Annotated in this window: 20 protein-coding genes; 4 read left to right on the top strand and 16 right to left on the bottom strand. The window is 59.6% G+C overall.

Translation table 11 applies throughout. From position 1 onward, the window contains the following. Window positions 1-15: 15 nt before the first annotated feature. From HDE79_RS00155 to speE, 13 genes are all read right to left on the bottom strand, one after another. On the bottom strand, window positions 16-1,104 hold the full coding sequence (locus HDE79_RS00155; RefSeq protein WP_221439972.1) for a hypothetical protein: 1,089 nt from the start codon (window positions 1,102-1,104) through the stop codon (window positions 16-18). A gap of 286 nt (window positions 1,105-1,390) precedes the next feature. Continuing rightward, window positions 1,391-2,446 carry a glycosyltransferase gene (locus HDE79_RS00150; protein ID WP_184599913.1) on the bottom strand — a complete coding sequence of 352 codons (1,056 nt, stop codon included), beginning with the start codon at window positions 2,444-2,446 and terminating at the stop codon, window positions 1,391-1,393. Continuing rightward, on the bottom strand, window positions 2,443-3,576 hold the full coding sequence (locus tag HDE79_RS00145; RefSeq protein ID WP_184599912.1) for a DegT/DnrJ/EryC1/StrS family aminotransferase: 1,134 nt from the start codon (window positions 3,574-3,576) through the stop codon (window positions 2,443-2,445). The genes HDE79_RS00150 and HDE79_RS00145 overlap by 4 nt, the downstream gene beginning before the upstream one ends. A gap of 903 nt (window positions 3,577-4,479) precedes the next feature. Further along, window positions 4,480-6,033 carry a right-handed parallel beta-helix repeat-containing protein gene (locus HDE79_RS00140; protein WP_184599911.1) on the bottom strand — a complete coding sequence of 518 codons (1,554 nt, stop codon included), beginning with the start codon at window positions 6,031-6,033 and terminating at the stop codon, window positions 4,480-4,482. A gap of 36 nt (window positions 6,034-6,069) precedes the next feature. Beyond that, window positions 6,070-6,891, bottom strand: coding sequence for a glycosyltransferase (locus HDE79_RS00135; RefSeq protein WP_184599910.1), 822 nt, complete (start codon window positions 6,889-6,891; stop codon window positions 6,070-6,072). Window positions 6,892-7,052: 161 nt separating this feature from the next. Continuing rightward, a complete protein-coding gene (locus tag HDE79_RS00130) occupies window positions 7,053-7,514 on the bottom strand; it encodes a hypothetical protein (RefSeq protein WP_184599909.1) in 462 nt (153 codons plus the stop codon). Continuing rightward, the gene (locus HDE79_RS00125; RefSeq protein WP_184599908.1) at window positions 7,511-8,758 is read right to left on the bottom strand and encodes an O-antigen ligase family protein; all 1,248 of its coding nucleotides are present in this window, start codon (window positions 8,756-8,758) and stop codon (window positions 7,511-7,513) included. Before HDE79_RS00125 ends, HDE79_RS00130 begins: the two co-directional genes overlap by 4 nt. A gap of 24 nt (window positions 8,759-8,782) precedes the next feature. Continuing rightward, entirely contained in the window at window positions 8,783-9,670 is an 888-nt protein-coding gene (locus HDE79_RS00120; protein ID WP_184599907.1) for a glycosyltransferase family 2 protein, read from the bottom strand. Then, complete coding sequence (locus HDE79_RS00115; protein WP_184599906.1) at window positions 9,667-10,830, bottom strand: polysaccharide pyruvyl transferase family protein; 1,164 nt, start codon at window positions 10,828-10,830, stop codon at window positions 9,667-9,669. Before HDE79_RS00115 ends, HDE79_RS00120 begins: the two co-directional genes overlap by 4 nt. Continuing rightward, the gene (locus HDE79_RS00110) at window positions 10,827-12,167 is read right to left on the bottom strand and encodes a polysaccharide biosynthesis C-terminal domain-containing protein (protein WP_184599905.1); all 1,341 of its coding nucleotides are present in this window, start codon (window positions 12,165-12,167) and stop codon (window positions 10,827-10,829) included. Before HDE79_RS00110 ends, HDE79_RS00115 begins: the two co-directional genes overlap by 4 nt. 201 nt (window positions 12,168-12,368) lie before the next feature. Beyond that, window positions 12,369-14,573: a polysaccharide biosynthesis tyrosine autokinase gene (locus HDE79_RS00105; RefSeq protein ID WP_184599904.1), complete on the bottom strand. Its 2,205-nt coding sequence runs from the start codon at window positions 14,571-14,573 to the stop codon at window positions 12,369-12,371. A gap of 47 nt (window positions 14,574-14,620) precedes the next feature. After that, window positions 14,621-15,085, bottom strand: a complete 465-nt coding sequence (locus tag HDE79_RS00100; RefSeq protein WP_221439971.1) for a low molecular weight protein-tyrosine-phosphatase — start codon at window positions 15,083-15,085, stop codon at window positions 14,621-14,623. Between the two features lie 384 nt (window positions 15,086-15,469). Next, window positions 15,470-16,339 carry a polyamine aminopropyltransferase gene (gene speE, locus HDE79_RS00095; protein WP_184599902.1) on the bottom strand — a complete coding sequence of 290 codons (870 nt, stop codon included), beginning with the start codon at window positions 16,337-16,339 and terminating at the stop codon, window positions 15,470-15,472. A 367-nt stretch (window positions 16,340-16,706) separates the two neighbouring features. On the opposite strand from speE, the gene speA reads away from it, so the two are divergent. The 4 genes from speA to HDE79_RS00075 all read left to right on the top strand — a co-directional run bounded on the left by speA (window position 16,707) and on the right by HDE79_RS00075 (window position 21,332). After that, window positions 16,707-18,593, top strand: a complete 1,887-nt coding sequence (gene speA / locus HDE79_RS00090; RefSeq protein WP_184599901.1) for a biosynthetic arginine decarboxylase — start codon at window positions 16,707-16,709, stop codon at window positions 18,591-18,593. A gap of 82 nt (window positions 18,594-18,675) precedes the next feature. After that, window positions 18,676-19,509 carry an undecaprenyl-diphosphate phosphatase gene (locus tag HDE79_RS00085; protein ID WP_184599900.1) on the top strand — a complete coding sequence of 278 codons (834 nt, stop codon included), beginning with the start codon at window positions 18,676-18,678 and terminating at the stop codon, window positions 19,507-19,509. A gap of 103 nt (window positions 19,510-19,612) precedes the next feature. Next, window positions 19,613-20,416: a 3-hydroxybutyrate dehydrogenase gene (locus HDE79_RS00080; protein ID WP_184599899.1), complete on the top strand. Its 804-nt coding sequence runs from the start codon at window positions 19,613-19,615 to the stop codon at window positions 20,414-20,416. Window positions 20,417-20,468: 52 nt separating this feature from the next. Then, window positions 20,469-21,332, top strand: a complete 864-nt coding sequence (locus HDE79_RS00075) for an NAD(P)-dependent oxidoreductase (RefSeq protein ID WP_184599898.1) — start codon at window positions 20,469-20,471, stop codon at window positions 21,330-21,332. Window positions 21,333-21,372: 40 nt separating this feature from the next. On the opposite strand, the gene HDE79_RS00070 is transcribed toward HDE79_RS00075, so the two are convergent. The 3 genes from HDE79_RS00070 to argS form a co-directional block, all read right to left on the bottom strand. Continuing rightward, window positions 21,373-21,840, bottom strand: coding sequence for a thioredoxin family protein (locus tag HDE79_RS00070; protein ID WP_184599897.1), 468 nt, complete (start codon window positions 21,838-21,840; stop codon window positions 21,373-21,375). A 130-nt stretch (window positions 21,841-21,970) separates the two neighbouring features. Then, entirely contained in the window at window positions 21,971-22,684 is a 714-nt protein-coding gene (locus HDE79_RS00065) for an SPOR domain-containing protein (RefSeq protein ID WP_184599896.1), read from the bottom strand. Further along, window positions 22,684-24,372 (bottom strand): arginine--tRNA ligase, encoded by a 1,689-nt coding sequence (gene argS, locus HDE79_RS00060; RefSeq protein WP_184599895.1) that lies wholly within the window; start codon window positions 24,370-24,372, stop codon window positions 22,684-22,686. The genes HDE79_RS00065 and argS overlap by 1 nt, the downstream gene beginning before the upstream one ends. Window positions 24,373-24,474: the final 102 nt, after the last annotated feature.

Raw genomic sequence — 24,474 nt, 5'->3', positions numbered from 1 at the left:
TAACGCCCTAACGCCCTAACGCCTTCCCCGACCCAGGCGGTAACGATGAAGAGTCTGCGAATGGGCGAGTTGCTCATGCCACGCCGCCTTGGTCAGCACGCGCTCCAGGGCCGGCCGGCTGGCGTCGTGATGGAACTGCCAGATGCCGTAGATGCGTCCGTGGAACGAGGCCTCACTGCCGATCTTCGGGTCCACGGCCAAGCCGCTGCCGAGCCCAAACAGATGCAGTCCCTCGATACGACGGCCATCGGTATCACATGGGCAGCCGGCCGCATCTGAATCAAGACCTCCCTGGATTTCTCGCAGGGCGACAGGCTCTTTATCGTCGCGAAGCAGTTCAGGCAGACTGGGCTGATAGCCGATGCACTGAATAACGCCGGCACAGGCATTCAGGCAACCCTGGGCATCTGCAATGGCGACAGCATCGCCGCCGCCGACCGGCAACGTGCGCACCTTTACGCGCGTGCCAGGCACCACGCCCTCGGTCAGCACACCACCGCCTATCTCGAAAGCCCGATAGCGTAATCCCCCTGATCGATTGATGCGTCCCGACACAGGACAGACATCGCTCTCTTCGTCAAAGACATATCCCGCCTGCTGTGCTGCCTCGCGGGTTTCGAAAAACAGTTTGATCGGTGAGCGATGCAACAGCACGATTTCTTTCAGCCCAACGGCTTCCAGCTCAACCGCCAGACGTTCCAGCACCGAGAATGCACTGTGCGAACCGCCCACCACCACCAGCGATTGACTATCTCGCATCAATTGACTGAAATGCGCTCGCAGCGCGGCTACCGGCTCGCTGAGAACGCGGTCAGAGGTGAGCATCCGCTCGTCCTCTTGAGGCGCAACAAGCTTCATTTCTCTCAGCGCATCCCGCAACAGATGCGGCGTCTGGGTGCCTCCGATGTTCATGACGACTGAAGCAGTGCGTACTTCGTAGCGTGAACCGTCCGGCGCACGCACGCGCAAATCAAAATGCTCTCCCCGCCGGATGACGGATTCGACCCGGCTCGCCCGCCGCACGAGCACGCCATAAGTCCGTTCGATGTGCGCAACGAGCAGCTCGGTAGCGGCGCCAAGCACCGCCGCCACTTCGGGGAGCATGGAAACACTCTGCGGGTTTGCATGCATACGCTGATAAGCGGGCAGCTGCTGCAATGGCATGAAGATATTGCCAAACGCAGGGTCCACGAGACAATTCAGGAACACATCGTTGACCGAGTTGGCGCTCACCTGATACTCGCCGAGCCGCCCGTCGCCAACGCTGTTTGCGCCATCCAGGATGAGCAGGCCATGCGCGGCAAGACGTTCGCATTTGCCGCTCTTGAAGGCATTGAACAAGAAACCTGCGCCTGCCGGCCCCAGTCCTACGATGGCGCAGCCCAATGGCTCAGATCTCATCGCGCTCATTCCAGAAGCGCAGCCCCCAGACGCCCAACCTTGCGAGTCGGCGGGACATGAAGGGAAACGGAGCCAGTATCTCCATGATCCAGAGATAGGCGGCGATCCTTCCCGATGCGCGCGACTTTTTGGCGTATTGCGCAAACTCTTCCATCTGCCCGGCAAGCGCGAACTTTACCGCCCAGCGACCATAGGTTCTCGCGGCAGATCTGTTCAATGCCGCCTGTGGAATGCCCAGCGCAACGCCATAGACAACAGAATCCTCGAACATATCGCGCAGGTATTGGCTTGGCACCTGCACACTCAGCGAGGCATGGCTTACGCCGACGCCCCGGCGATACGCGCCCAGAACTTTGTTGATGTAGACGATCGATCCTCGGCCCGCGTGGTACAGGTGCCAGTGGCAATCGATCATTTCGCGCCCTTCGTAGATCAGCCCCTCGGCGGCCGAGCGGCGATACATCTTTGTCGAGTGAGCAAAAAACGGAAGGTGTGCTGCAAGAAAGGCAAGGTCGAGCACTGCTTCGCTCTGCGGGTTTACCTTTAGCCGCTTGCGGAAGAAATGGTTTGCCTCGATACGGCCGGTTGCTTCGTCGAAGACCAGGCAATCATGAGCACAGATGGCGCACTCGGGATGTCGCTGCATGGCATCCAGCTGAGCACGCAGCTTTCCTGGCAACCAGTAATCATCGCCATCGATATGGGCGACGAATTCCCCGCGGGCCTCGGCATGTGTAAGGAAGTAATTTGCTGTCGCGCCCCGGTTTTGTTCGCCAGGAAGCAGACGCACGACACCGGGATATTGCGCGACATATTCCTCGATGATCTTCCGGGTGCCGTCGGTAGAAAAATCGTCTCCCACTAGAACTTCAAATGGCTCATCGAGATCCTGGCTCAGGATGCTGTCCAGGCACTGACGAATGTAGGGTGCTTGGTTGTATGTGATGACGCAGACGGTTAGTCGGAGTGAGCCCGGGATGTCTTCTCGGCAATGCGTGGTCTCCATCAGCGACGTATGCGGTAACTTGAAGGTGCCCGCATTCATTGCGCAACCGAACACGACAGCAAGTCACTCTGCGAGGCCATGTAGGTTTTCGTCGGCAGGGCATTCAAGATCGTCGCGCAGACCCGTTCCACGTCTGTGGGCAGCAACTCGGCATACAACGGCAGGCACAGCACACGCTGGGCAATACGCGGTGAGTGTCGAGTCGAGCCGAACCGGGCATACGGCAGGTTCGCGTCCAGCGACGGGAAAAAATAGCGTCGAGTCCTGATGTCTTGATCGTTCAATAACGTTACGACGTGTTCGCATGTACTCGCGTCGGCGAAGGCGAGTGGCATGTAACTGCCGGAGGTAGTCACATCGGGTTCGACCTTCTGGCACTGCACGTGGTCGCCAAGCCTCCGCTGATAAAGATCAGTCAGACTGCGCCGTCGTTCGATCACGTAATCCATGTCGTCGAGCATGGCCAGGCCCATGGCGGCGTGCATTTCACTCAGTTTCAGATTTGTACCTACATCGACGATGGCGCCAGTATGCGCATCCATGCCGAAATTGATCATGCGGCGAGCGCGCTCGCAGGCATCGTCGTCGCGGAACACCACCGCGCCACCTTCGATCGTGTGGAACACCTTCGTCGCATGGAAGCTGATTGCCGAGGCATCACCCCAATCGAGAATGCTCTGCCCGCCTTTGCGCACACCAAAACAGTGTGCGGCGTCATAAATCACTTTCAGCCCATGCCGTCGGGCAATCTCGCTAATGCGCGCGTCATCTGCAGGGTTTCCGTAGACATGCACCGGAGCGATCGCCGTCGTATCTGGCCGAATGGCTGATTCGATTTCGCCAGGATCCAAGTTCCAGCTTTGTGGATCGATATCCGCGAAAATCGGTTCGATTCCATGCCATGCCGGAACGCTGCTGCTGGCTACAAAGCTAAATGGGGTCGTCACTACGCTGCCAGATACATCCAGGGCGTGATAGGCAAGATCGAGCGCAGCGCTGCCGCTGCAGACCAACACCAGATTGCGTATGCCAAAGTAGGCCTCAAGGCGCTCGGTAAGCTCACGCACGAGCGGGCCGTTATTGGTCAAATGACCTCGCGCGTAGATGCCTTCGACATAGCTGAGGTACTTCGTCAGGCTGGGGAGATAGGAGCGGGTAATGTCTAACACGTTGACTCCTCAGCTTGGATTGCATTGTTCGAAATGGATTTGCTTTCAACCGAATTCGAACATCGCGACTTGCGCGCCGCATCGCTGCAGGCGCGTGCCTTTTCTTTCAGTTTTATGGCCGTAACCCAAGCCGTTCTTGATTAAACGCAGATGCAATCCAGATGACGTTCCAAGAGATGTTTAAATCGGGACTTATTACCCCGAGATTCACTTGCAAGCAGGTACTACTTACGGCTCTTGGTGGATTCGATAGTCATGCCTTATTCAGGCCATTCATAACTCATTAGTGTGATATAAATCTCAAACGCTTAAGATTTTTTATAGTACAGGTAAGATAAGTGCACAAAGCGTGGATGCTTTCCGGAATGGCGTGAAGCGGTGTTTGGTCGGCCGTTAATGCGTACGTATCCATCCGGATATTTCCGGGAATGAGATTTAATAATGGGATCTAATTCGGCAGCGGTATTTCGGCGGGTATTCCCATTTCAACCCACCAGCCAGTCGGCATTGGTGCCACTGAGCCGCAACGAATTTGATGCTCGAGCGCTGGAAGACTAGTCGCTGGCGGCGAAGGCCTTAACGCTTGCTATGAGCGTTTCGTATTAGCCAAGTGACCGGCCGCAGACCGACAGCGGCATACTGTTCATCGTCGTGACGTTGACAGATAGCGAAGATTTTGGCCGCCAGTCGGCTGCGGATTGACTTCTCTTGTCCGCCCCACCCTTTCTTGGCTGGTATTGGCCGTCGAGGTTTATCCGCTCTCGCCTGGACTTTTGGCGATGTAGCGGTGCACGTGATATCCCCATTTCATGCACCAGTAATGGCAGGGAATTCGCGTTCGCCGCGCCATGCCGGCCCGACAAGGTGTCGATCTCCAATCCGTTGGCCCGTGCGCGGGACGAGCTAGCTCATCTGAGCCGTATTCTCGATCACCGCATAGGCGTTGGGTATTGCCTTGCCATTGACGAAGCACGTCTGCGCCCAATGCACGACAGTCGCCAGGCTGGGCCGAAATGTCCGATATTTCTCAAGCATCCTGTCGAGGTTCTCCGCCTGTGCGCTCGCGCCGTTCGCTGCCGGCACCGGCATGGCTGTCAGGCCGCTCACCATGGAATGAATAGCGGCCGCGTCTGGCCCCATGACGGTATTACGGCTGAGGACGTTTTTCTGGGCCAGGCCAAGTTCCACGCCGGGGCTTTGCTCGGCGAAGACAATGTTGTCGTGGATCGCCGTGTTGTTCGGCACGCCCTGCCAGTTGTCGGCCTTGAACAAGGTGCCAGCGTCGCCGCTGGGGCGGCGTGGAATGATGAAGATGTTGTTGAAGATCGCGCTGCCTTCGACCGGACCGGTTATCCGCACCGATGCGCTGTTCGACGGGCGCAATGAATCATTGATGCTGACGTTGTAACGCACGATGGTGCCGGTATTGCCGGCGCCGAGATTCTTATTGCCCATGTTGCAGATCAGCGCGAGGCCACCGATATTGTCGTGGCTATAGTTGTATTGAATCACCGTGTGGTTGCAGGCCAAGTCAGCATCAAACGCCTCGCCGTCGGCGTGTGCCTGATGACCGCTGACCTCGTTGTACTGAATAAGGGTGTTGTCGCTGTTGAACGGCCAGATGCCGGCGGCGGCTTCGCCGGGCGGTAGTTCCGTGCAGTTGCTGACCGTGTTGTGCTCGACCAGGGCGCCATCGCAGCCGATGATCAGGATGCAGTCGCCCGGTACTTGCTGAATTTTGTTGCCGCGCACGATCACGTTGCGGCCAAGGCCGCCCTCGCGGCTGCCGCCGGCCAGAAAATGAATGCCGTTGCGCTGCGTGTTGATGACGCTGCAATTGGATATCTGCAGGCCTTCGTAGCGGCTGGGGCGCTGCTTGCCGGTAGCGTTGACCATGATGCCGGCACCGGCGCCCTGTTTCTTGATCGGCGAGCCGTTGACGTCATGCACGTAGAGGCCGTCCAGCACGATGCCGTGGGCCACGCCGAAATCTTCGTGGTGCACGTAGACGCCCGCGCGATTGCCCTGATTCTGCGTACCCTTGTTGGAGACTTGCAGATTGCGCAGCGTCCAGTACTCGACGTTGTGCAGGTAAACCGAGCACTGCGCTTTGCCATAGGCATGGATGTGCGGCAGCGCGCCGCTACCGTAACTGTCCACCACGACCGGCTGGCTGGCGCTGCCTGAGCCTTGCGGATGGAACTGCCCGGGAAAACTGCTGCCGCGCTTGAAGTAAATGCGATCACCCGGCTGGAAGGTGACGCTATTGAGCTTCGTGATGCTGCGCCACGCCTGCTGCGGATTGTTTCCGGGCGCGCCGTCGTTGCCGGCTTCACCATCCAGGTAGAAAGTGCGGCCCCCGGTTGCCGCGGCAAACGAAGTTCCGGTACCCATACCGAAGGATGCAGCGACAGCCAGGGCCATGGTCGAGTGACGAAGAAAATCACGTCGGTTCATTGGCTTTACTCCAGAGAAAATGATTCAAGGAAAATGTCAGCTACGCGCACTCAGCGAATAGCGATAAATGCCGCCATGCTTCTTGAGCATGTAGGCGAAGCCGGCCAGATGCTTGATGGTGAGCTTCGAGAATTTGCGCGTCCTGCGCTTGTAGTCGTGAACGATCGAGATGGATCGGCAGTAATAGTTGCGCAGGCCCAGTTTGTGCGTGCGCACGCAGAATTCGGCATCTTCGGGCCCGAAGAAAATCTGATCGTCGTAGCCCATCAGCAGCGTGGCGATCTTTTTGGTGAAGGTCTGGTTGGCACCGAGCACGTAGTCCACTTCCATCGGGTCGCTGGCTTCATCGAAGCGCACATCGGTCATCAGGTGACGCTCAAGTTCATCGTTGACGAATTTCAGCTTGCGACTGGCGGCGATGCGCGCGGCGATCGGTTGATAGAAGCGCGGAAAGCGGCGCGTGGAGTCCTGACGGGTGCGGTCGACATTGAGCAGTTGGAAACCGACCACGCCGGTATCTGGATGAGCATTGAAGAAATCTTCAACGATGGTGCCCGGATCTTGGGTTAGAAAAATGGTGTCGTTGTCCAGCGTCATGCAGTACTCGCCGTGGGCCAGAAACAAGCCCCGGTTGCGGGCTGGGCCGACGCCATAGTTGCGGTCGAGCGGGAAATAGCGAATCTGCGGATGTTGGGCCATCAGTTCGGCACTGCCATCGCTGGAGCCGTTGTCCACGACGATGACTTCGTCTTTTTCGAAATCCACTTTGTCCAGCAGCGAATCGATACAACGCCGGAGATTCTCCAGCTCGTTCCAGGTGATGATGATGATGGACAGGCGTACCGGTCTTGCGCTCATAGAAATTCCCATAGATGTTTCACGGCGTGGGCGCGGTTGTCTGGACGTATTGAAATTTTCCTGACGGGCGATAGTTGATTCGGTGCTGCAGAGGCCCGACTGTGGAAGTCATGCCGGGGTGGGTGACGAGACACGACGTTAAGTCATCCATGCTGAATGCCTCAATGAAAGAGTACGGTCGATGGCGTGATGACGGCATTGGCCTTCACGGTGTAGTTGTCAGGAATGAGTACGGGCCCGAAGATGCACGCGCCCGTGCCGATGGTGACGTTGGAGCCGATGATCGGCGTGCCGTCACCGGGCCAGCGGTTGCCGATGCAGACCCTTGCATAGAGCGTGCAATTGGCGCCGATTTCCGACTTGCCGTTAATGATCAGCCCGAAAGCGTGATAGATGACCAGACCGGGTCCGATCTTGGCCGTGGTCGGCACATAGCATTTGAAAATGAACTCGGCGACCTTCTCGAATAGGCGCAACGGGGCATGGAACCATTTGCCCTGAGCGCTGGCAATCAATCGATAGGTCAGGATCACCCAGAACGATTGGTCGAGCATCCACCAGATCATGCCTCGGTAGCCGGGCAAGGATTTGTAGCGTTGGCAATCTTTGCGGAAATCGCTCATCGAGGCTCCTGCAAATGGATCAGTGCCGGGTTGTCGTTTTGGTAAGCAAGCGGCAACGACTGAGCCGGCCCCGGGTGATCGACGGGAGTCGGAGCTTCGTCTGCGGTCCACTTGGGAAAGGCAAAAAAGGCACCGATGAAAAACCAAAGGTAGGCCTCGGAGCCGTTGAACTGGATCGTACTGAGGACCAGATAACAGATCAGGTACGCCTTGACGTTGCGCTGCATCGGCGTGGTGGCGCGTTTGAACAGAATCGCCACGATCATGATCAGATAAGCGGCCAGAGACTGCACACCGCCTTCGAGCAGAAACTGCAGATAGACGTTGTGGACGTTGTTTTCCACGAACGCGATGCCGGATAGTTTCTCCATCACCGGCACCCCGTTGCCGATGCCATAGCCAAGCAGGTTCTTGTGCAGAGCGACGCCAGCGTAGTGCCACAGGACTAGACGTCCGACACCGTTTTGTTCGAGCTCGGTCTCCGATTTCAGGTTGAAGCGGTCAAGCACCGGAATATCCACGACCGAAGTGAAGATCAGCGCGGCCATGAGCACCAGTAGAGCAAGCCCCAGTGCAAGATTCAGGTAATAAAGTTTGTTTTTGCGCGTACGCCAGAGAAAGATCCACAGCGATATGGCGGTGCCAATCAGGCCGGCGCGAGACTGCATCATGCCGCTGGTGAGCAAAGCGAGCATGATCGAAGGGAAGTAGAGGCGCGTGCCTAGCAGCAGGATGGAAAGCATGACCAGCAAGCTGGCCTCGATATTACGCCCGCCGGTGGAAAGGTAGAGCATGTTCGCGGCATAGCCGGTACGTGTGTAGATCGCCGCCAGCTGACCGGCAAAAGCGATGTCGCGCAGGATGACGAAGATCACAGTGCAGACGAACACGATCGAGAAGATCTTCGTCCAGTCCTGATCGTCGAACTTGCGGCCGTACATGCTGCCCATGAAGAAGGCCATCACTACAAAGACCAGCTGGGTCGAGCGCAGGCCGGCGCCATAGGCCGGCGCGGCAAAGATCGTCGTGATGGTCAGTACCACGATGAAGATCGTGGCCGTATTGATGCGGAAGTGCTTCAGCGATGGGACATACAGGAAAGGCAGCAGCAGCAGCAGGATGTGATAGACGTTGATATGCGTCTTGTCATCCGTGTTTTGAGTCAGCGGAATCTGGACGAACAGAAACACCAACAGCAGTGTTGCGATGGCTTTGGTCGGACTGAATCTGAGGTTGGTCGGCAACGTAGTGGCTCCGCAGAATGAGGCTTAGCTACGTACGGGCTGATGGGGCCCGACCGGTTTTTTGTTCCATCGACGTAATCGGGAACGCAGGTAGCGCCTTGCGAACTTGGCCAGCGAAAACAGGTAGATCGGCACCGCCGTGAATACGCCGATATGTTGCTCACGGAAAATCCGACGATAGCTGTCCAGCTCGCCCTGCTCCATGCGCCATACCTGTTGGCTCAACCCGCCGGCACCGAAATCAGGCTTGTAGGCAAAGGCGAGCGGCACCTCGAGCACGCTGGCTTTGTTGCCGGCGAAGACGATCTGCATCCACAGCAGGTAGTCCTCACAGTATTTCTTCTTGGGTTCGAAACGTTGCGGGAGATCTCTGCGCAACATCACCGAACGGGTAATGAATTCGTTGAAAAGCAGCAGCCGAGTCTTGCTCACGGCACGGGCATGACCATCGGATTGCGATGACAGTGCAGGCTCATCCGCTGGTTGACCTGACGTCTCCATGTGACCGCCACGGTGGCCACTGAGCGCGAGCTGCGGATTGTCAGTCATCAAGCGGTACTGCAATTCGATCTTGCGCGGATGCCAGCTGTCGTCGGCGTCGAGAAAGGCGATGTAGGTTGTCGTTGCCGCATCCCACCCCGCATTACGGGTGGCACCAGGACCGTCGTTCTGAGGCTTCGCGATCACCTGGATCCAGCCGGGCGGGTATTGCGTCTGGAGCAGGTAGAGCTGATCCAGGGTGTCGTCGCCACTCAGGTCATCAATCAGAATGACTGCCTCAGGCAGCTGGCTTTGCATGGCGATGGACTTGACGGCACGCGCGATCGTGTCCGCGCAGCGATAGCACGGGATGACGACGCTTACAGGGACGTGCGGCGCTCGGAATGCGGGGATGATGGGATGCGTGTTCATGACTCAGGCCGCGTCGCGCTGGCGTCGACTGACTGGTGTTGACTGACCCAGGGAGCGCCGGTGAAGTGACGGGTCGATTCCTCGGCATATTGCGTCGGGGACAACTTCGGAGCGGACTGATCGGTGAACAGTTGCAGGAGTTTGTGTTCGAAATCTCCGGCGAGCTCATTGGCCAGCGCCGCGTCGTCGGTACCAACCCGGATCGCACCGGGCTGGCCGATGTCGTCCAGAAAGTCGCTGCACTTCTTGTGATACTCGAACAGGATGAAGGGTACGCCGCACAGATAGGCGGTGATTGCACCATGCAGACGCACGCTCACCACGGCATCGCAGGCGGCGATATCCCGCCAGGTGCCTATAACGCCGCGTTCCGCATATTCGATTCGTTCCACGGCGACGCCGGTAGCCTTCAGGCGCTCGCTTACGTACTGACTGCGTTCGGTATCACCATGGATGGCATGGCTGTTGAGGCTGAAAATCTTGACGCGAACATTCCGCTGTTTACTGACGGTCGCGACGAACAGATCGTCGATGCGTCGGGTGGTCTCGGGCTTGCCGCCGATGTTGCATGGAGCGTAGCCGATCACCTTGGTCTCGCTTGCGGTCTTTTCCATCGGCCCCGCCAGCGCTGGTGCGAGGCCAGCCAGGTCACGTCCGACGGCGATGCGCGCATCGAGCTGATAGCTCTGTAACATCGCATATGACGCTTGGTCGCGCACCGAGATGTACTCGAAACGACGCAGGAAAGAGACCACGGCGTCCTCGGATGCGCGCGAGTCGAATGGCCCGATCGACACGCCGATCGCCGAGAACTTCTTGCCGCTGAGCCTGGAGATGCGTTCGGCCATGTCCATGATGCGGGAGCGATTGGACGAAAACAGCGAGCCACCGCTGAACACGAACTTGCCACCACTCAACAGTTCCTTGGTGGAGAAAAGTGTACGGATCAGCTTGCCGGCCTTGCCCTCGCTGGCGTAGTGGTCGGCGGAGATGAAAGTCGGCACGGAGAACCGCTCAGTCTGCCCGGTAATGCGCGGACCGAGAATGGTGGGAGAGAACTGCGGCCACCAAGTCCTGGCACCGTAGGTACTGACGACGCCGAACAGATCGTCGCCATAGTTTTTCATCCCGTAATAGCCGGTAAAAATCACATTTTTCATGAATGCGCTTCCGCGGCCTGGGGAGACGTATCGGTGAACAATTGATCGTAGCGCCTGAGTACGCTGACCGTGAAAAGCAGCAGCAGGGTCAGTTCGGTGATGACGGTGACTACCGCCGCGCCCGTGGTGCCGTAGTGAGGAATCAACGCCACGTTGAGTACGATGCAGACGATGGCGCAGATGGTTTTCAGCTTCACCCGATGCCGCATGTGGTCGCCGGTGCTCAGCACCGAGCCGACGCTGGTACTCAGAAAGCGCAGCGGCACGCACACGGCCAGGATGTCAAGCAAGCTCGAGGCATTGGCGTATTTGTGACCAAACAACAGGGGCACCAGGTAGGGCGCCACCAGCCAGATGAAAAGCATGGCGACAACGCCGATCGCCAGCATGGCCGCCGAGCCCAGTTTCAACGAAGACAGCAGCCGTGGTTTGTCGTTGCGTGCCCAGCGGTGCTGCTTGGACAGCAGGAACTTCGTGTACAGCACGATGGGCAACAGGTAGATCGCGTTCATGATATTGAACGCGGCGTAGTAGAGGCCCGCCGCCTCGTTGCCGTCGAGATATTTGAGTAATACGTTGCTGATCTGCAAATAGGCCAGGTACAGGATCACATCGAGACCGAACGGCCATGCTTCCCGAGCCACCGTCCCGATGGTGGGCGTCGCGGTAGTTGAAGAGGTGGGCGGCAGATAAGCCGGCGTTGCGCTGCGTGGACCGTGTCCGCGAAGGTCAAAGCCCGGTGCGCCCATCTCGATGATCTGCTTGATGGTGACTGCAATCAGTCCCACCGCGACGATGGTGTAGATGATGGCAATCCAGGCCAATCGATGGGCGCTGCTCACGAACAGAAAAGCCAGCGAGATCAGGATCAGCCGCGCAGCCTGCGGGGAAATCTGCCACAGCGAGATGAAGATGTAGCGTTCTTCGAGCTGCAACTTGCTGATGGTTAGCTCGATGGCCGCCAGGCCGGCGATGCTGGGCGCCATCAGTAACAAGGTGATTCGGGTCGTGTCGTCGTTGGGTCCGAACTGCGCCCAGGCAGCAAACACGAGCAAGGTGATAGCTGTGCTGAGCACCACGAAATGCAGCGAGCCGCTGACCCAGCGCTGGGCGGTCCAGCCCTCCTGACCAAAGGCTTTCAGCCAAAAGCCCTGCAGTCCGAAGCCGGAAAACTGCGACAGCATGGTAATCAGCGCCAGGGAGCTGCCGAAGATGCCGTAGGTTGCCGGATCGAGGTGGCGCGCGAGCACCAGCTGGGTCAGGAAGGCGAGCCCGGCCGCAATGATGGAGCTGCCCCAGAGCAGGGCGATTTGATGGAGTGACCGCCATCGATTCAAGAGCAATTGTCTTACCTTGTGCAAGGGCATGGTTGTTTCTGCGGATTCAGCTGACAGCGACAATCAGACCGTCGGAACCACACGGCCGTGCGTGGCAGACGCCTGGATGAGCCACCATGCCGAGGGGCGCCATTGCCGGGAACTGGTTCTGCGCTGTGTGCGCTGAGCCAAGTTTTCCGGTGGCGCCCGGACGACTTTGCTTCAGCCGTCGTCAACGGCACTTCCATAGTTAGCGTAGCCGTAGCTGTAATAGCCGGACGTGCGCTTCTCCACGGCATTGAAGATCGCGCCCTTGAGCGGGATACCGTTTTGTTCAAATCGCTGCATGGCGAGTGCCAGTTCCTTCGGTTGATTGACGCCGAATCGGGCTACCAGCAGGCTGATGCCAGCGTGGCGACCAATCACGGCGGCGTCGGTCACTGCCAGAATCGGTGGCGTATCGATGATCACCTGATCGTACGACGCGGCCATACGCTCGATGAACGCGCCGAAATTCGGGTGCGTCAGCAATTCCGAGGGATTCGGCGGCACCTGGCCGCGCGGGATGAAATCCAGATTCTCCACGGTGGAATGGCGTCTGGCCTTTTCCAGATCGATCTTGCCGCTGAGCAGTTCGGACAGACCATTGTTGTGTTTGTCACCTAGCGTACGGTGCAAATCGCCCCGGCGCAGATCGCCGTCAATCAGCAGCACGCGCTGGCCGGCGTTGGCGATCACCGCTGCCAGGTTGGTCGAGATGAAGGTTTTACCCGCATTCGGGCTGGCGCCCGAAATCATCATCACGTTGTTCTTCGCCTCCAGCCCGGCAAAGTGCAGGCTGGTGCGCAAGCTGCGCAATGCTTCGACGGCCAGGTCTGCCGGCGCATTAACCGCCAACAAATGCAGTCTGCCATCGCGCCGCCGCTCGCGAGCGGAGTCCTCACTTTGTGCCGAGCTCAGCGGAATAGAGGCATAAACCGGCAGGCCGATTTCCTCGATGCTGGCAGGATCCTCGATGCCGCGGTTGAAAACCTGCAGCAGCAGCACGTATCCGATGACCAGGAAACAGCCAAGGAACGGGGCGATCAACACGATCAGGATCTTTTTTGGCTTGAGCGGCGAGGTAATGTCGGTTGCGGCCACGTCCACCACGCGCACATTGCCGATCGTACCGACGCGCGCAATATCGAGTTGCTGGGCCTGATTGAGCAGGCTGGTATAGGTGGTATTGCTGACTTGTACATCACGGTCCAGCTTCAACAGTTGCTGCTGGGTGTCGGGCAATTGGCCGATCTGATTCTCAAGGCCGTCCTTCTGCGTATTCAATGTGCCGATCTGCTGCATCAATGCCTTGTAGGCCGGATGCTGGCTCGTGTAGCGACGTTCGATATCGGCTTGTTGCATGCGCAACTGCTCGATGTTGTTGTCCAGGGCGACGGACTGATCCAGCAAGGCCTTGGTCTGCATGGTGATGTCTACCGAGTGGGCCTTGACCTGGAAGACATTCATCGCTGCCTCCGCTTTTTCCAGGTCGCGGCGCACGCCGGGCAGTTGGCCTTTGACGAACTCGAGCTGATGGGCGGCTTCTTCGGAGTTGCGAGCCACGTTCAGACGTACGTACTCGTCGTCGATGTGGTTCAGTACGGCGATCGCAAGGTCAGGATCGGCGTTGGGATAGGTCACCTGGATGATGCCCGAGTCCTTGCCTTGTTCCTCGGCATCGATATCCTTTTGTTGCAGCTGATCGATGGCCGCCAGGGTGCGCTGCCGGACGACGTCGAAACTGGTACCCGGATTGGCCTTGAGTGTTGCGACCTGGATGGTTACACCGTGTCCGCTGGCCGGTTGACCGACGACGCCGTTCAACAGCAGGTCGTCGTGATTGTCATACAGGGTGAACTGGCCGTTCTGCCCGGCCCGCAAAGTCAGTGTCTTGCCGAATAGTGGCGTGGGAACATCCAGTTGATAGATGTCCAGCTTTTCGCCACCCCATGCGTAGCGGCTAAGACCTATATGTGGCGGAGCCACATCGCCGGGATGATCGGGTAGGTAATGGCGTGATATGTAGCCGCCGATCAGCGGAAAGCGCCATGGCTGTACCAGGATATCCAGCTTGAGATCGCTTACCGCCTTGCCAAGCACACGGCGCGATGTGACCAGCGCGATTTCCGTCACGGCCTGTGAAGTGGAGGCTCCCAAGGTCTGGCTGAGCTGGCTCAGCCCTGGCAGCGTTGGCATGGTTTGCTCTACCTGGAGCAGCGAATCGGCCTGATAGATCGGCGTGGCCAGCGTCACATAAGCCAGCGAGACGACCAGAAAAATAAGCGTCACGGCGATGATCAGCCATTTGCGGTCGAGCAATGTGCCAATGAGCTCACGGAGGTCGATGCTGTCATCGTCTTTTTTCTGATCGGTCGTATGGGGCATTCGTTACCTGCTTTGCACGATCGTTGATGTGCGGGGGTTGAGGTGAATCACTGGAGGCGTTCGACCCAGCTCGAGATTGCATCGTCGATCAAGTCGTAGACATGTTCGAAAGCGACGCGATGCTGGCGATAAGGATCAGGAATGTTCCTGTCCCCTTGCCATTTGCCTAGCATGAAAACTTTGCCGCTGACTTGTGGTGCGGTTTGAACAATCGTGGCCACATGACGCTTCTCCAGTACCAGGACCAACTCTGCAGAGCGCAGCATGTTTTCATTGAGTTGACGTGCGACGTGTGCGCCACCATCAATGCCGTGGTCGGCAAGAACAGCAAGAGCGGTTGCATCCATGCCATTCCCAGCCAGCGCACCTAGGCCGGCAGATTCAACGTTTATATCGGTAGCGGAAAGGCGGTGGCGGAAAAGGTACTCGGCGGTAGGGCTGCGACAAATATTGCCTACACACACGACTAGGATGCTTTTGAACACGTGAAGGCCTTGGCTATTTCTGAACATGCCTCAAGACAGATGTGCGACCGGGGTGATCGTCACACCATGCGAAATGGAACGTCCTTGATTCACCTTCACCCTATCCGAAGAAAACCGAACGTCCGCGGAACACAGCGCGTCCGGATGCCCGTTTTGGGCGGTAGTTCGGCTTCTGGCGCGGATTATGCGATTGACTTGGCAGATCTGCGGTGTTCATGGTCCTGTTGGGTATTCGCCCAACGCACGACCGCCCGTGCCATGAACCTCTTGGTTCATGGGCATCAGGTTTGAGCAAATCTTTCAAAAGGCCGGGCCTGTGGCCCGCTAGTCTGCGGCCAGGAAGTGTGGCCCAATCATCACGTCACGGCGGAAGCGCCGTGTCGTGGTGTCACTTCGATGACTCGCGCGCGATTACTCGCCCAGAGCCTCGCGCATGAACTCCGGCTGCGCCAGCGCGGCCTTGTGGATGTCGGCGTTGTAGTAGCGGGTGGGGAAATTCTTGCTGATCGCGCCACGCTCGCGGAAGCCGGACAGATCGCCGCCCTTGCGCACCATGGTGCAGCTCCACCAGCCGGTGGGGTAGCACGGCTGCGGGAACGGCAGCGTGCGCACGGCGGAAAAGCCCGAAGTGCGCATCGCCGAACGCATCGACTTGATCAGGTCCAGATGGACCAGCGGCGATTCGCTCTGCTGCACCAGAATGCCGCCGTGGCGCAGCGCCTTGTAACAACTAGCGTAGAACGCGGAATTGAACAGGCCCTCGGCCGGGCCAACCGGATCGGTCGAATCGACAATGATCAGATCCAGCGACTCCGGCTCCGCTTCGGCCATGTACTTGATGCCGTCGATAAACAGCAGTTGGGCGCGTGGGTCGTTGTTGCTGTCGCACAGCTCGGGAAAATATTCCTCGGCCAGCCGCGTCACGCGCTCGTCGATCTCGACCTGCACAGCCGATTCCACTTCCTCGTGTTTGAGTACTTCGCGCAGCGTGCCGCAGTCACCGCCACCGATGATCACCACACGCTTGGCGCGTGCATGGGTGAACAGCGCCGGGTGCGTCATCATCTCGTGATAGAGGAAATTGTCGCGCGTGGTCAGCATCACGCAGCCGTCGATCACCATCAGGTTGCCCCAGTCGGTGGTCTTGTAGATCTCGATGGTCTGGAACGGCGTCTTCTCGGCGTGCAGCTGCTGCTCGGTGCGGAAACCGATGGAGGAGCCGGAAGCCTGGTGGGCTTCGGTGAACCAGCGGGCTTCATTCGGCGTGGGCTGCTGCGACATGGCGGGTGTTCCTGACGTGCGAAGGGAGATTAGGGTCGTCCATTGTAACTGCTGTGGCGGCATCCTAAAAAAGCTTGCCGTCAAGGCGCGTCCAACTGCCATACGCATATCGTCACAGGTGACCATTACAATGGCGGTTCGGTTGACCGGCGCAGTGCGTTGTTCGGCCGGCAAGTTCGATCGGCCCCGCGGCGTGCGAGGCTTCCGGTCGGCCGAACTTCGTGCCCGATGACGCGTAGCCCTGTTGGCGGCGCGTTAGCGGACAACGCCGTCAAGGCTCGCCGCTGCGACGCATCTGCTAGTGACAGGCTGTTTGGGCACGACGCTCACGGCCGTCCAGATCTGGTTACTTGAGGAGATGCCTTCCATGGCGAAACAGTGGAATACCGCCGCCGCCCGCGATACCTATGCGATGGCGCACTGGGGCGACGGCTATGTCGACGTCGATGCGGCCGGTCATATCGTGATGCGTCCCCGCGGCCCGACCGGCCCCGTCCTTTCCTTGCCCGGTATCGTGGCCTGCGCCCGCGAAGAGGGCCTGCGGTTACCACTGCTGGTGCGTTTTCCTGACATCCTGGCCGATCGCCTGGCGCGGCTGCAGGACGCGTTTGCCAAGGCGATCGGCGAGTGGAATTACGCGGGCGGCTATACGGCCATCTACCCGATCAAGGTCAACCAGCAGCGCGGCGTGGCCGGGGAGCTGGTGGCCGCGGGCACGCACGGCTTCGGCCTCGAGGCCGGCTCCAAGCCCGAGCTGATGGCCGTTTTGGCGATGGCGCGACCCGGTTCCATCGTGATCTGTAACGGTTACAAAGACCGTGAGTATGTGCGACTCGCGCTGATCGGGCTGAAGCTGGGCCTGCGCGTGCATATCGTGATCGAGAAATTGTCCGAGCTCGACCATGTTTTTGCCGAGGCCAAGGCGCTGGGTGTAGAGCCGTTGCTCGGCGTGCGCGTGCGCTTGGCGTCCATCGGCGCGGGCAAGTGGCAGAACACCGGTGGCGACAAGGGCAAGTTCGGCCTGTCGCCCGATCAGGTGCTCACGCTGATCAAGCGGCTGGATGCGGCCGGGCTCAAGCACACGCTGAAGCTGCAGCATTTCCACATGGGCTCGCAGATTTCCAACGTGCGCGACATTGCCAATGGCATGCGCGAAGCCACGCGCTATTTCGTCGAGCTGACCCGCATGGGCGTGCCGCTGGAGATCGTCGACGTTGGCGGTGGCCTTGGCGTCGACTACGAAGGTACGCGCTCGCGCAGCCACAATTCGATCAACTATTCGATCGACCAGTACGCCGCCACCATCGTGCAGTCGCTGGCCGAGGCGGTGGAGTCGGAGGGGCTGACCGCGCCGCACATCCTTACCGAGGCGGGGCGTGCGATGACCGCACACCACGCGGTGATGGTGGTCAATGTCACCGAAGTGGAAGAAGTGCCGACCGGCTCGATTCCACCGCCGGATGCGGTCGAGCCGGCCGTGCTGCGCCGCTTGCGCGAAACGCACGAGGAGCTGGATCGCCGCCCACCGCTGGAACTGTTCCACGAAGCCCAGCATCATCTTGCCGAAGGTCAGGCCCTGTACGCGCTGGGCCAGCTGACGCTGACCGATCGCGCGCGGCTGGACGAGATGTACTACGCCATCGCCAACGCCGTACGCACGCGCCTGCTGCCTGCCGAACGCTCGCACCGGCAGGCGCTGGACGAGCTGGACGAGAAGCTGGTCGACAAATACTTCGTCAATTTCTCGGTGTTCGAATCGGTGCCGGATATCTGGGCGATCGGGCAGATTTTCCCGATCGCCCCGATCGCCCGGCTCGACGAGCAACCGACGCGCCGCGGCGTGATCGTCGACCTCACCTGCGACTCGGACGGCCGCATCGATCATTATGTCGATGCCGAGGGCGTCGACGTGAGCCTGCCGTTGCATGCGTTGAACGAGGGCGAGAGCTATCGGCTCGGGATCTTCATGGTTGGTGCGTACCAGGAGACGCTGGGCGACATCCACAATCTGTTCGGCGACACCGATGCGGTCAACGTGCGGGTCGACGGCGACAGCTATGTATTCGCGCACAAGCGAAGCGGCGACACCACCGATCTGATGCTCGATTACGTCGGCTACGACCTGGCCGCGCTGCGCGCAGCCTATGCTGACAAGATGACTGCAGCCGGTATCGTTGGCGAAGAGGCCGCATTGCTCACCGGATCGCTACACCGAGGATTGCTTGGTTATACCTATTTGGCGGAAATCGCCTGATCACTACTTACGCCATGCGGATCCCTCTTGCGCAGAGTGATCGGCGCGCATCGCGCATGACTATCGAAGTAAGGACGACGAGATGAATGTACTGCTGTTGCTATTGCTGAGTGTCCTCCAGGGTGTGACCGAGCTGTTCCCGGTCAGCAGTCTCGGTCATACCTTGCTGGTTCCGGCGCTATTTGGTGTGCATCTGGACAAACATACGCCGGCGCTGCTGCCGTTTCTGGTGTCTTTGCATCTGGGAACAGCGATGGCGTTGCTGTGGTATTTCCGCGCCCGCTGGATGGCTGTTGCCCAGGGATTTTTTGGCACCTTACGCGGCCGCTCCAGTGACGACGGACAGTTGGCCTGGGGTTTGATTGTCGGCACGATACCGGCAGGCCTGGTGGGTCTGTGGCTGGAAAAACCGCTGGAACATCTGTTCCACGATTTGCGCATTGTGGCGCTGGCCCTGATGGTGAATGGCATCGTGTTGTGGCTCGGTGGTCGCCAGCGCGAGGACGATGCGCCGCAGGGCGGACCCCAACGCCTGACCCTCGTGCAGGCTGCGTTGGTGGGGGTTGCGCAGATTGGTGCGCTGATTCCCGGTTTTTCGCGCAGCGGCCTGACCATGATCGCAGGCAGTCGAGTCGGACTGAGCCGCAAGGACGCGGCAGAATTCTCGTTCCTGCTAGGCACGCCGATCATTCTTGCGGCCGGCGTGCTGGAATTGCCGAAGCTGCTGCATGACCACGCCCAGCTCGCCACCGCCGCCTTGGGCGGATTACTGACCTTTATCGCCGCCTATCTCAGTGTGCGTTTCCTGATGCGTTATTTCGAAGGCCACGGACGTCTGGCGTCGTTTGGCATCTACTGCATCGTGGCCGGCGCGCTTTGCCTGGGCTGGTTTGCACTGCACCCGATTCAATCCTGAATCTCCCTGCAGGCTTCCGGTGCACTCGCAGAGGCCCGAGTCTGGAAGGGCCAGGTATCGAGTCGCCCTATCATCGGTACTTCCCTTGCGTGAAGGAGTCGGTATGACAAGTCTCGACGGCAAAGTGGCGCTGATCACCGGTGCGGCCAGCGGTATCGGCAAGGCTATTGCCGAGGTATATGCGCAGCATGGTGCCATCGTAGCCATTGCCGATATCAACCAGCAAGCTGCTGACAAGGTGGCTGACGAGATCAATGCTGCTGGCGGCAAGGCGATCGGTATCGCGATGGACGTGACCGACGAGGCCGCCGTCAACGCCGGCACCGATGCGGTGGTCAAGGCGTTTGGACGTCTGGACATCCTTGTCTCCAATGCCGGTGTGCAGATCGTCAACCCGATCGACCGGTTCGATTTCGCCGATTGGAAAAAGATGCTGGCGATCCATCTCGACGGCGGCTTTCTGACCACCAAGGCCGCGTTGCAGCACATGTACAAAAAAGATGACACGACCGACAAGAGCCGGGGCGGCATGGTGATCTACATGGGCTCGGTGCACTCGCATGAGGCATCGAAACTCAAATCGGCTTATGTCACTGCCAAGCATGGCCTGCTTGGCCTGGCGCGCACGCTGGCCAAGGAAGGTGCTGCGCATAACGTGCGTTCGCATGTGATCTGCCCGGGTTTCGTGCGCACGCCGCTGGTCGAAAAGCAGATTCCCGAACAAGCCGCTTCGCTGGGTATCAGTGAGGAAGCGGTGATCAAGGACGTGATGCTGAAAGACAGCGTCGATGGCGTGTTCACTACGGTCGAGGACATCGCCCAGACGGCGCTGTATCTGGCCACTTTCCCGTCCGCCGCCTTGACCGGACAGTCGATCGTGGTCAGCCACGGCTGGCATATGCAGTAGATACGGTTAGTTGCGTACAGCGCGAAAATCGACAACCCTTCAAGGACTACAGATGAGCATCAAGGCAGGTTTCATTGGTCTGGGCGCGATGGGTGCGCCGATGGCGACCCATCTTAATGAGCACGGCCTGTTGGTTGCCGTCGCCAATCGTACGCATGCAAAAGCGACGGCGCTGGCGCAACAGCTAGAGGTAACCGCACCGGACACGCTGGCCGAGCTGGCCGCGAAGTGTGATGTCATTGCGCTGTGCGTCACCGCCGATGCCGATGTACTGTCCACGATCGAAGCGCTGGTGCCGCAGCTGCAGCCGGGGGCCATCGTGATCGATCATTCGACCGTGGCGCCGGACACCGCACGACGTGCCGCGACACGCCTTGGCGAAGTCGGCGCGCATTTCCTCGATGCGCCGGTGTCCGGCGGGGTGGAAGGCGCCAAGAACGGCAAGCTGTCGGTGATGGTCGGTGGCGATGCTGACGTGCTCGAGCGTGCGCGGCCGGTGCTGGAAGCCTATGCCTTGAAGGTGACCCATCTCGGTGCGGTCGGGGCGGGACAGGCGACGAAGGCGGTCAACCAGGTGCTGGTGGCCGGCATCGCCCAGGCGGTGTGCGCGGGACTCGCCTTGGGTGAGGCGCTCGGACTCGATCCGGAGCGGCTGATTCCCACGCTGGGCGCTGGCGCGGCCGGCAACTGGTTTCTGGAAAAGCGCGGCGCGACGATGCTGCGCGATGAGTTCAGCGTGGGCTTCAAGCTCGCCCTGCTGCACAAGGACCTGGGTATCGTACGCGGTATCGCCGAGCAGGCCGGAATCGATAGCCGGCTCATCAAAGAGTCATTGGCCGACTACGCCGAGCTGATGAGTCAGGGCTATGGCGATGACGATATTTCGGCGCTGATCCGGTTGAAGCGCAAAAGCTGAGCGGCTCAGGCCCGCCCAGCTCATTTCCAACCCGCAGCGGTTACTTCGTTGCGGACTGCGACGTGGCAATCGCCTGCTTGAAGAAGCCGTAGACGCCATCGTCATTCATCCGGCGCGCGTTCGACAGTTCGCCCGCTTTCGTGGAGTAGAGAATCTTGTCGTCCGGCGACACGATCACTGCCGCAGGAATACCGTTCTTGGTCGGATCGTCGTAACGCTTGGTGATATCGAGGTTGTGATCGAAGTTGCCGACGTCGATCTTCACCACCTGAAACTGCTGCTTGATCAGCCCGGCATTCTTTTCGGTCTTTAGCGCGCGATCGAGCGAGCGGCAATCCTCGCACCAGTTGGCGCCAAAGATCAGCAGCACCGGCGTATGCCTTGCCTTGGCCTGGGCCAGCGCGTGCGCTACGTCGGCATTCGCATCGGCGGTGGTGTTATACGGCAGTTCGGCGGCAGACACATTGACACCGATCAGCAAGGTAAGCAGCAACAGCAGTCGTTTCATGGGCACGATCCATACGGGGACGAACCCTGAGCATAACCGGTTAAACACGCGATGTCGTTTTAGCCGTCCAAACAAAAACGGCGCCTCTTATGCAACTTGTGCATGAGGCATGTGCGCGGTTAAGCCTGAGCTATTTGCCTTCCTTCAGGGCAATCGCATTGATGCCGGCACTGGCCAGCCGCTGCTTGGTCGATTCCAGATCCGTGGCGGAGTGGAACGGTCCCAGCCGCACGCGATGGTAAGCCTGGCCACCGACATTGACGGATTGCACCGTTGCGACAAAGCCTTGCATGGCCAGTTTTGCCTTCAAGGTTTCTGCGTCGGACGGGTTCGGGAACGCGCCGACCTGCAGCAGATAGCCACTACTAGCCGCGGAGGTCGGTGCCGGGGCGGCGGGTGCGGCCGTAATGGTTTCGCTGATAGCCGCCGGCGCATTCGTATTGGCGGGCGCTGACGGCGCTGCGGCGGTTGGTTGAGCGGCAGCCTGCTGCTGGGCAGCCGCCTGTTTTTGCTGTTCGGCACGTGCCTGTGCGCTGATCACGGCATCGGGAATCCGCACTTCCTTCTCCGACAGCACGGAATAGAAATCGAACTGCGGCTTTTTCGGCGCGGCTTCGGCAGAGGTTGCCGGCACCACGCCAGGATCGCTGCTGCTTTCCGCGGTGGCCTGCGGATTGGCCTGCGGGCCATCGGGTTTGTGCAGGCTGTCGAACAGCGATCCGCGCATCACCACCGCCGTCATGATGACGCCCAGTACGATGCCGATCACCGCATAACCCCAGCCGGGAAAGCCGCCGCTGTTATTGCGCACGGCCTGCCGACCCTTGCCCTTGCGTGGTGCCATTACATGCTCTCCGGGGCGCTCAGGCCCAACAAACCCAGACCATTCTTCAGTACTTGCCGGGTGGCGACCACCAGTGCAAGGCGCGCGTTCCGCAGCGCGTCGTCGTCGACCAGGAACTGATGCGAGTTGTAGTAAGTATGAAACGCATTGGCCAGTTCGCGCAGCCACGCGGCAATGATATGCGGCTCCAGATTCACTGCGGCGGCCTCGACCAGCTCCGGGTATTTCGACAGCTCGGTCAGCAGGATCTGCTCGTGTTCGTTGTCCAGCCGGGCGAGATGCGCAAGACCATCCTGCAGATCGAAGGTGAAGCCCTTTTCGGGCGCCTGGCGCAGCACGCTGCACACGCGAGCGTGCGCATATTGGATGTAATACACCGGATTGTCGTTGCTCTGCGAGCGCGCCAGATCGATGTCGAAGATCAGCTGCGAGTCGGTCTTGCGAGCGATCAGGAAGTAGCGCGTGGCATCGCGACCGGCCTCGTCGATCAGATCGCGCAGAGTCACATAGCTGCCGGCGCGCTTGGAAATCTTCACCTCTTCACCGCCGCGGATTACCGTGACCATCTGGTACAGCACGTACTCCGGCCAGTCCTTCGGGATGCCGGCGTCCAGTGCCTGCAAGCCGGCTTTGACGCGCGCCAGGGTGCCGTGGTGATCGGAGCCCAGCACGGTGGCGGCGTGCTGGTAGCCGCGCTGCCATTTGCTGAGGTGGTAAGCCACGTCGGGCACGAAGTAAGTGAACGTACCGTCGGACTTGCGCATCACGCGGTCCTTGTCGTCACCGTAGTCGGTCGTGCGCAGCCACAGTGCACCTTCGCTCTCGTAGGTGTGGCCATGGGCGACCAATCCCCGCACGGTTTCGTCCACCTTGCCGTCGCTGTAGAGAGACGACTCGAGAAAATAGACGTCGAAGCCAACGCCAAACGCCTTCAGGTCGAGATCCTGCTCGCGGCGCAAGCTGGCCACGGCGAAGCGGCGGATTGCATCGAGATTGTCGACATCGCCGGCACCCACCACCGTTTCGCCATCGGCGATCACCGACTCACGATCGAGGTAGGCGCGCGCCACGTCGGCTATGTAATCGCCGCGGTAGCCGTTTTCCGGCCAGCTGCTGTCGTCCGGTGTCACGCCGCGTGCGCGCGCCTGCACGGAGATCGCCAGATTCGCGATCTGCACGCCTGCATCGTTGTAATAGAACTCGCGCTTCACGTTCCAGCCGGTGGCCTCGAACAGGCGGCTGAGGCAGTCTCCGATAACGGCATTGCGGCCGTGGCCCACATGCAATGGTCCGGTCGGATTGGCGGAGACGAACTCCACGCCCACGGTCTTGCCCGCGCCACTTTCGCTGCGGCCGTAAGCATCGCCCTGATCGAGAATCTGACGAATTTCTGCGTGATAGGCGCTGGCGGCCAGGGTGAAATTGATGAAACCGGGTCCGGCGATCTCCACTTTTTCCACCAGGGCGTTGGCGGGCAGCGCGGCGACCAGCTTGTCGGCTAGCTCGCGTGGCTTGGCACGAGCCGGTTTAGCCAGCAGCATCGCGATATTGCAGGCAAAGTCGCCGTGCTCACGACTGCGCGCGCGTTCGATCACAAAACTGGGCAGCACCAGGTCCGCGGGCAGGGTGGTGTCGTTTTGCAAAGACTTGATTGCCTGCAGAACCAGTTCGCGCAGCTGTGCTTTCACGGGTGAGATCGAATTCGGATGGAACCGCCGATCTTAACAGACCGCCTTATGCGGCAGGCGGTAATACGGCGCCTCAACGACTTTGCGGGCATCTCGCGTGCA

Origin of the sequence: Rhodanobacter sp. MP1X3, assembly GCF_014207165.1 — a bacterium.
Classification (GTDB): Bacteria; Pseudomonadota; Gammaproteobacteria; order Xanthomonadales; family Rhodanobacteraceae; genus Rhodanobacter.
The sequence above is the reverse complement of the archived record's forward strand: the minus strand, read 5'-3'. Positions and strand labels throughout refer to the sequence as shown.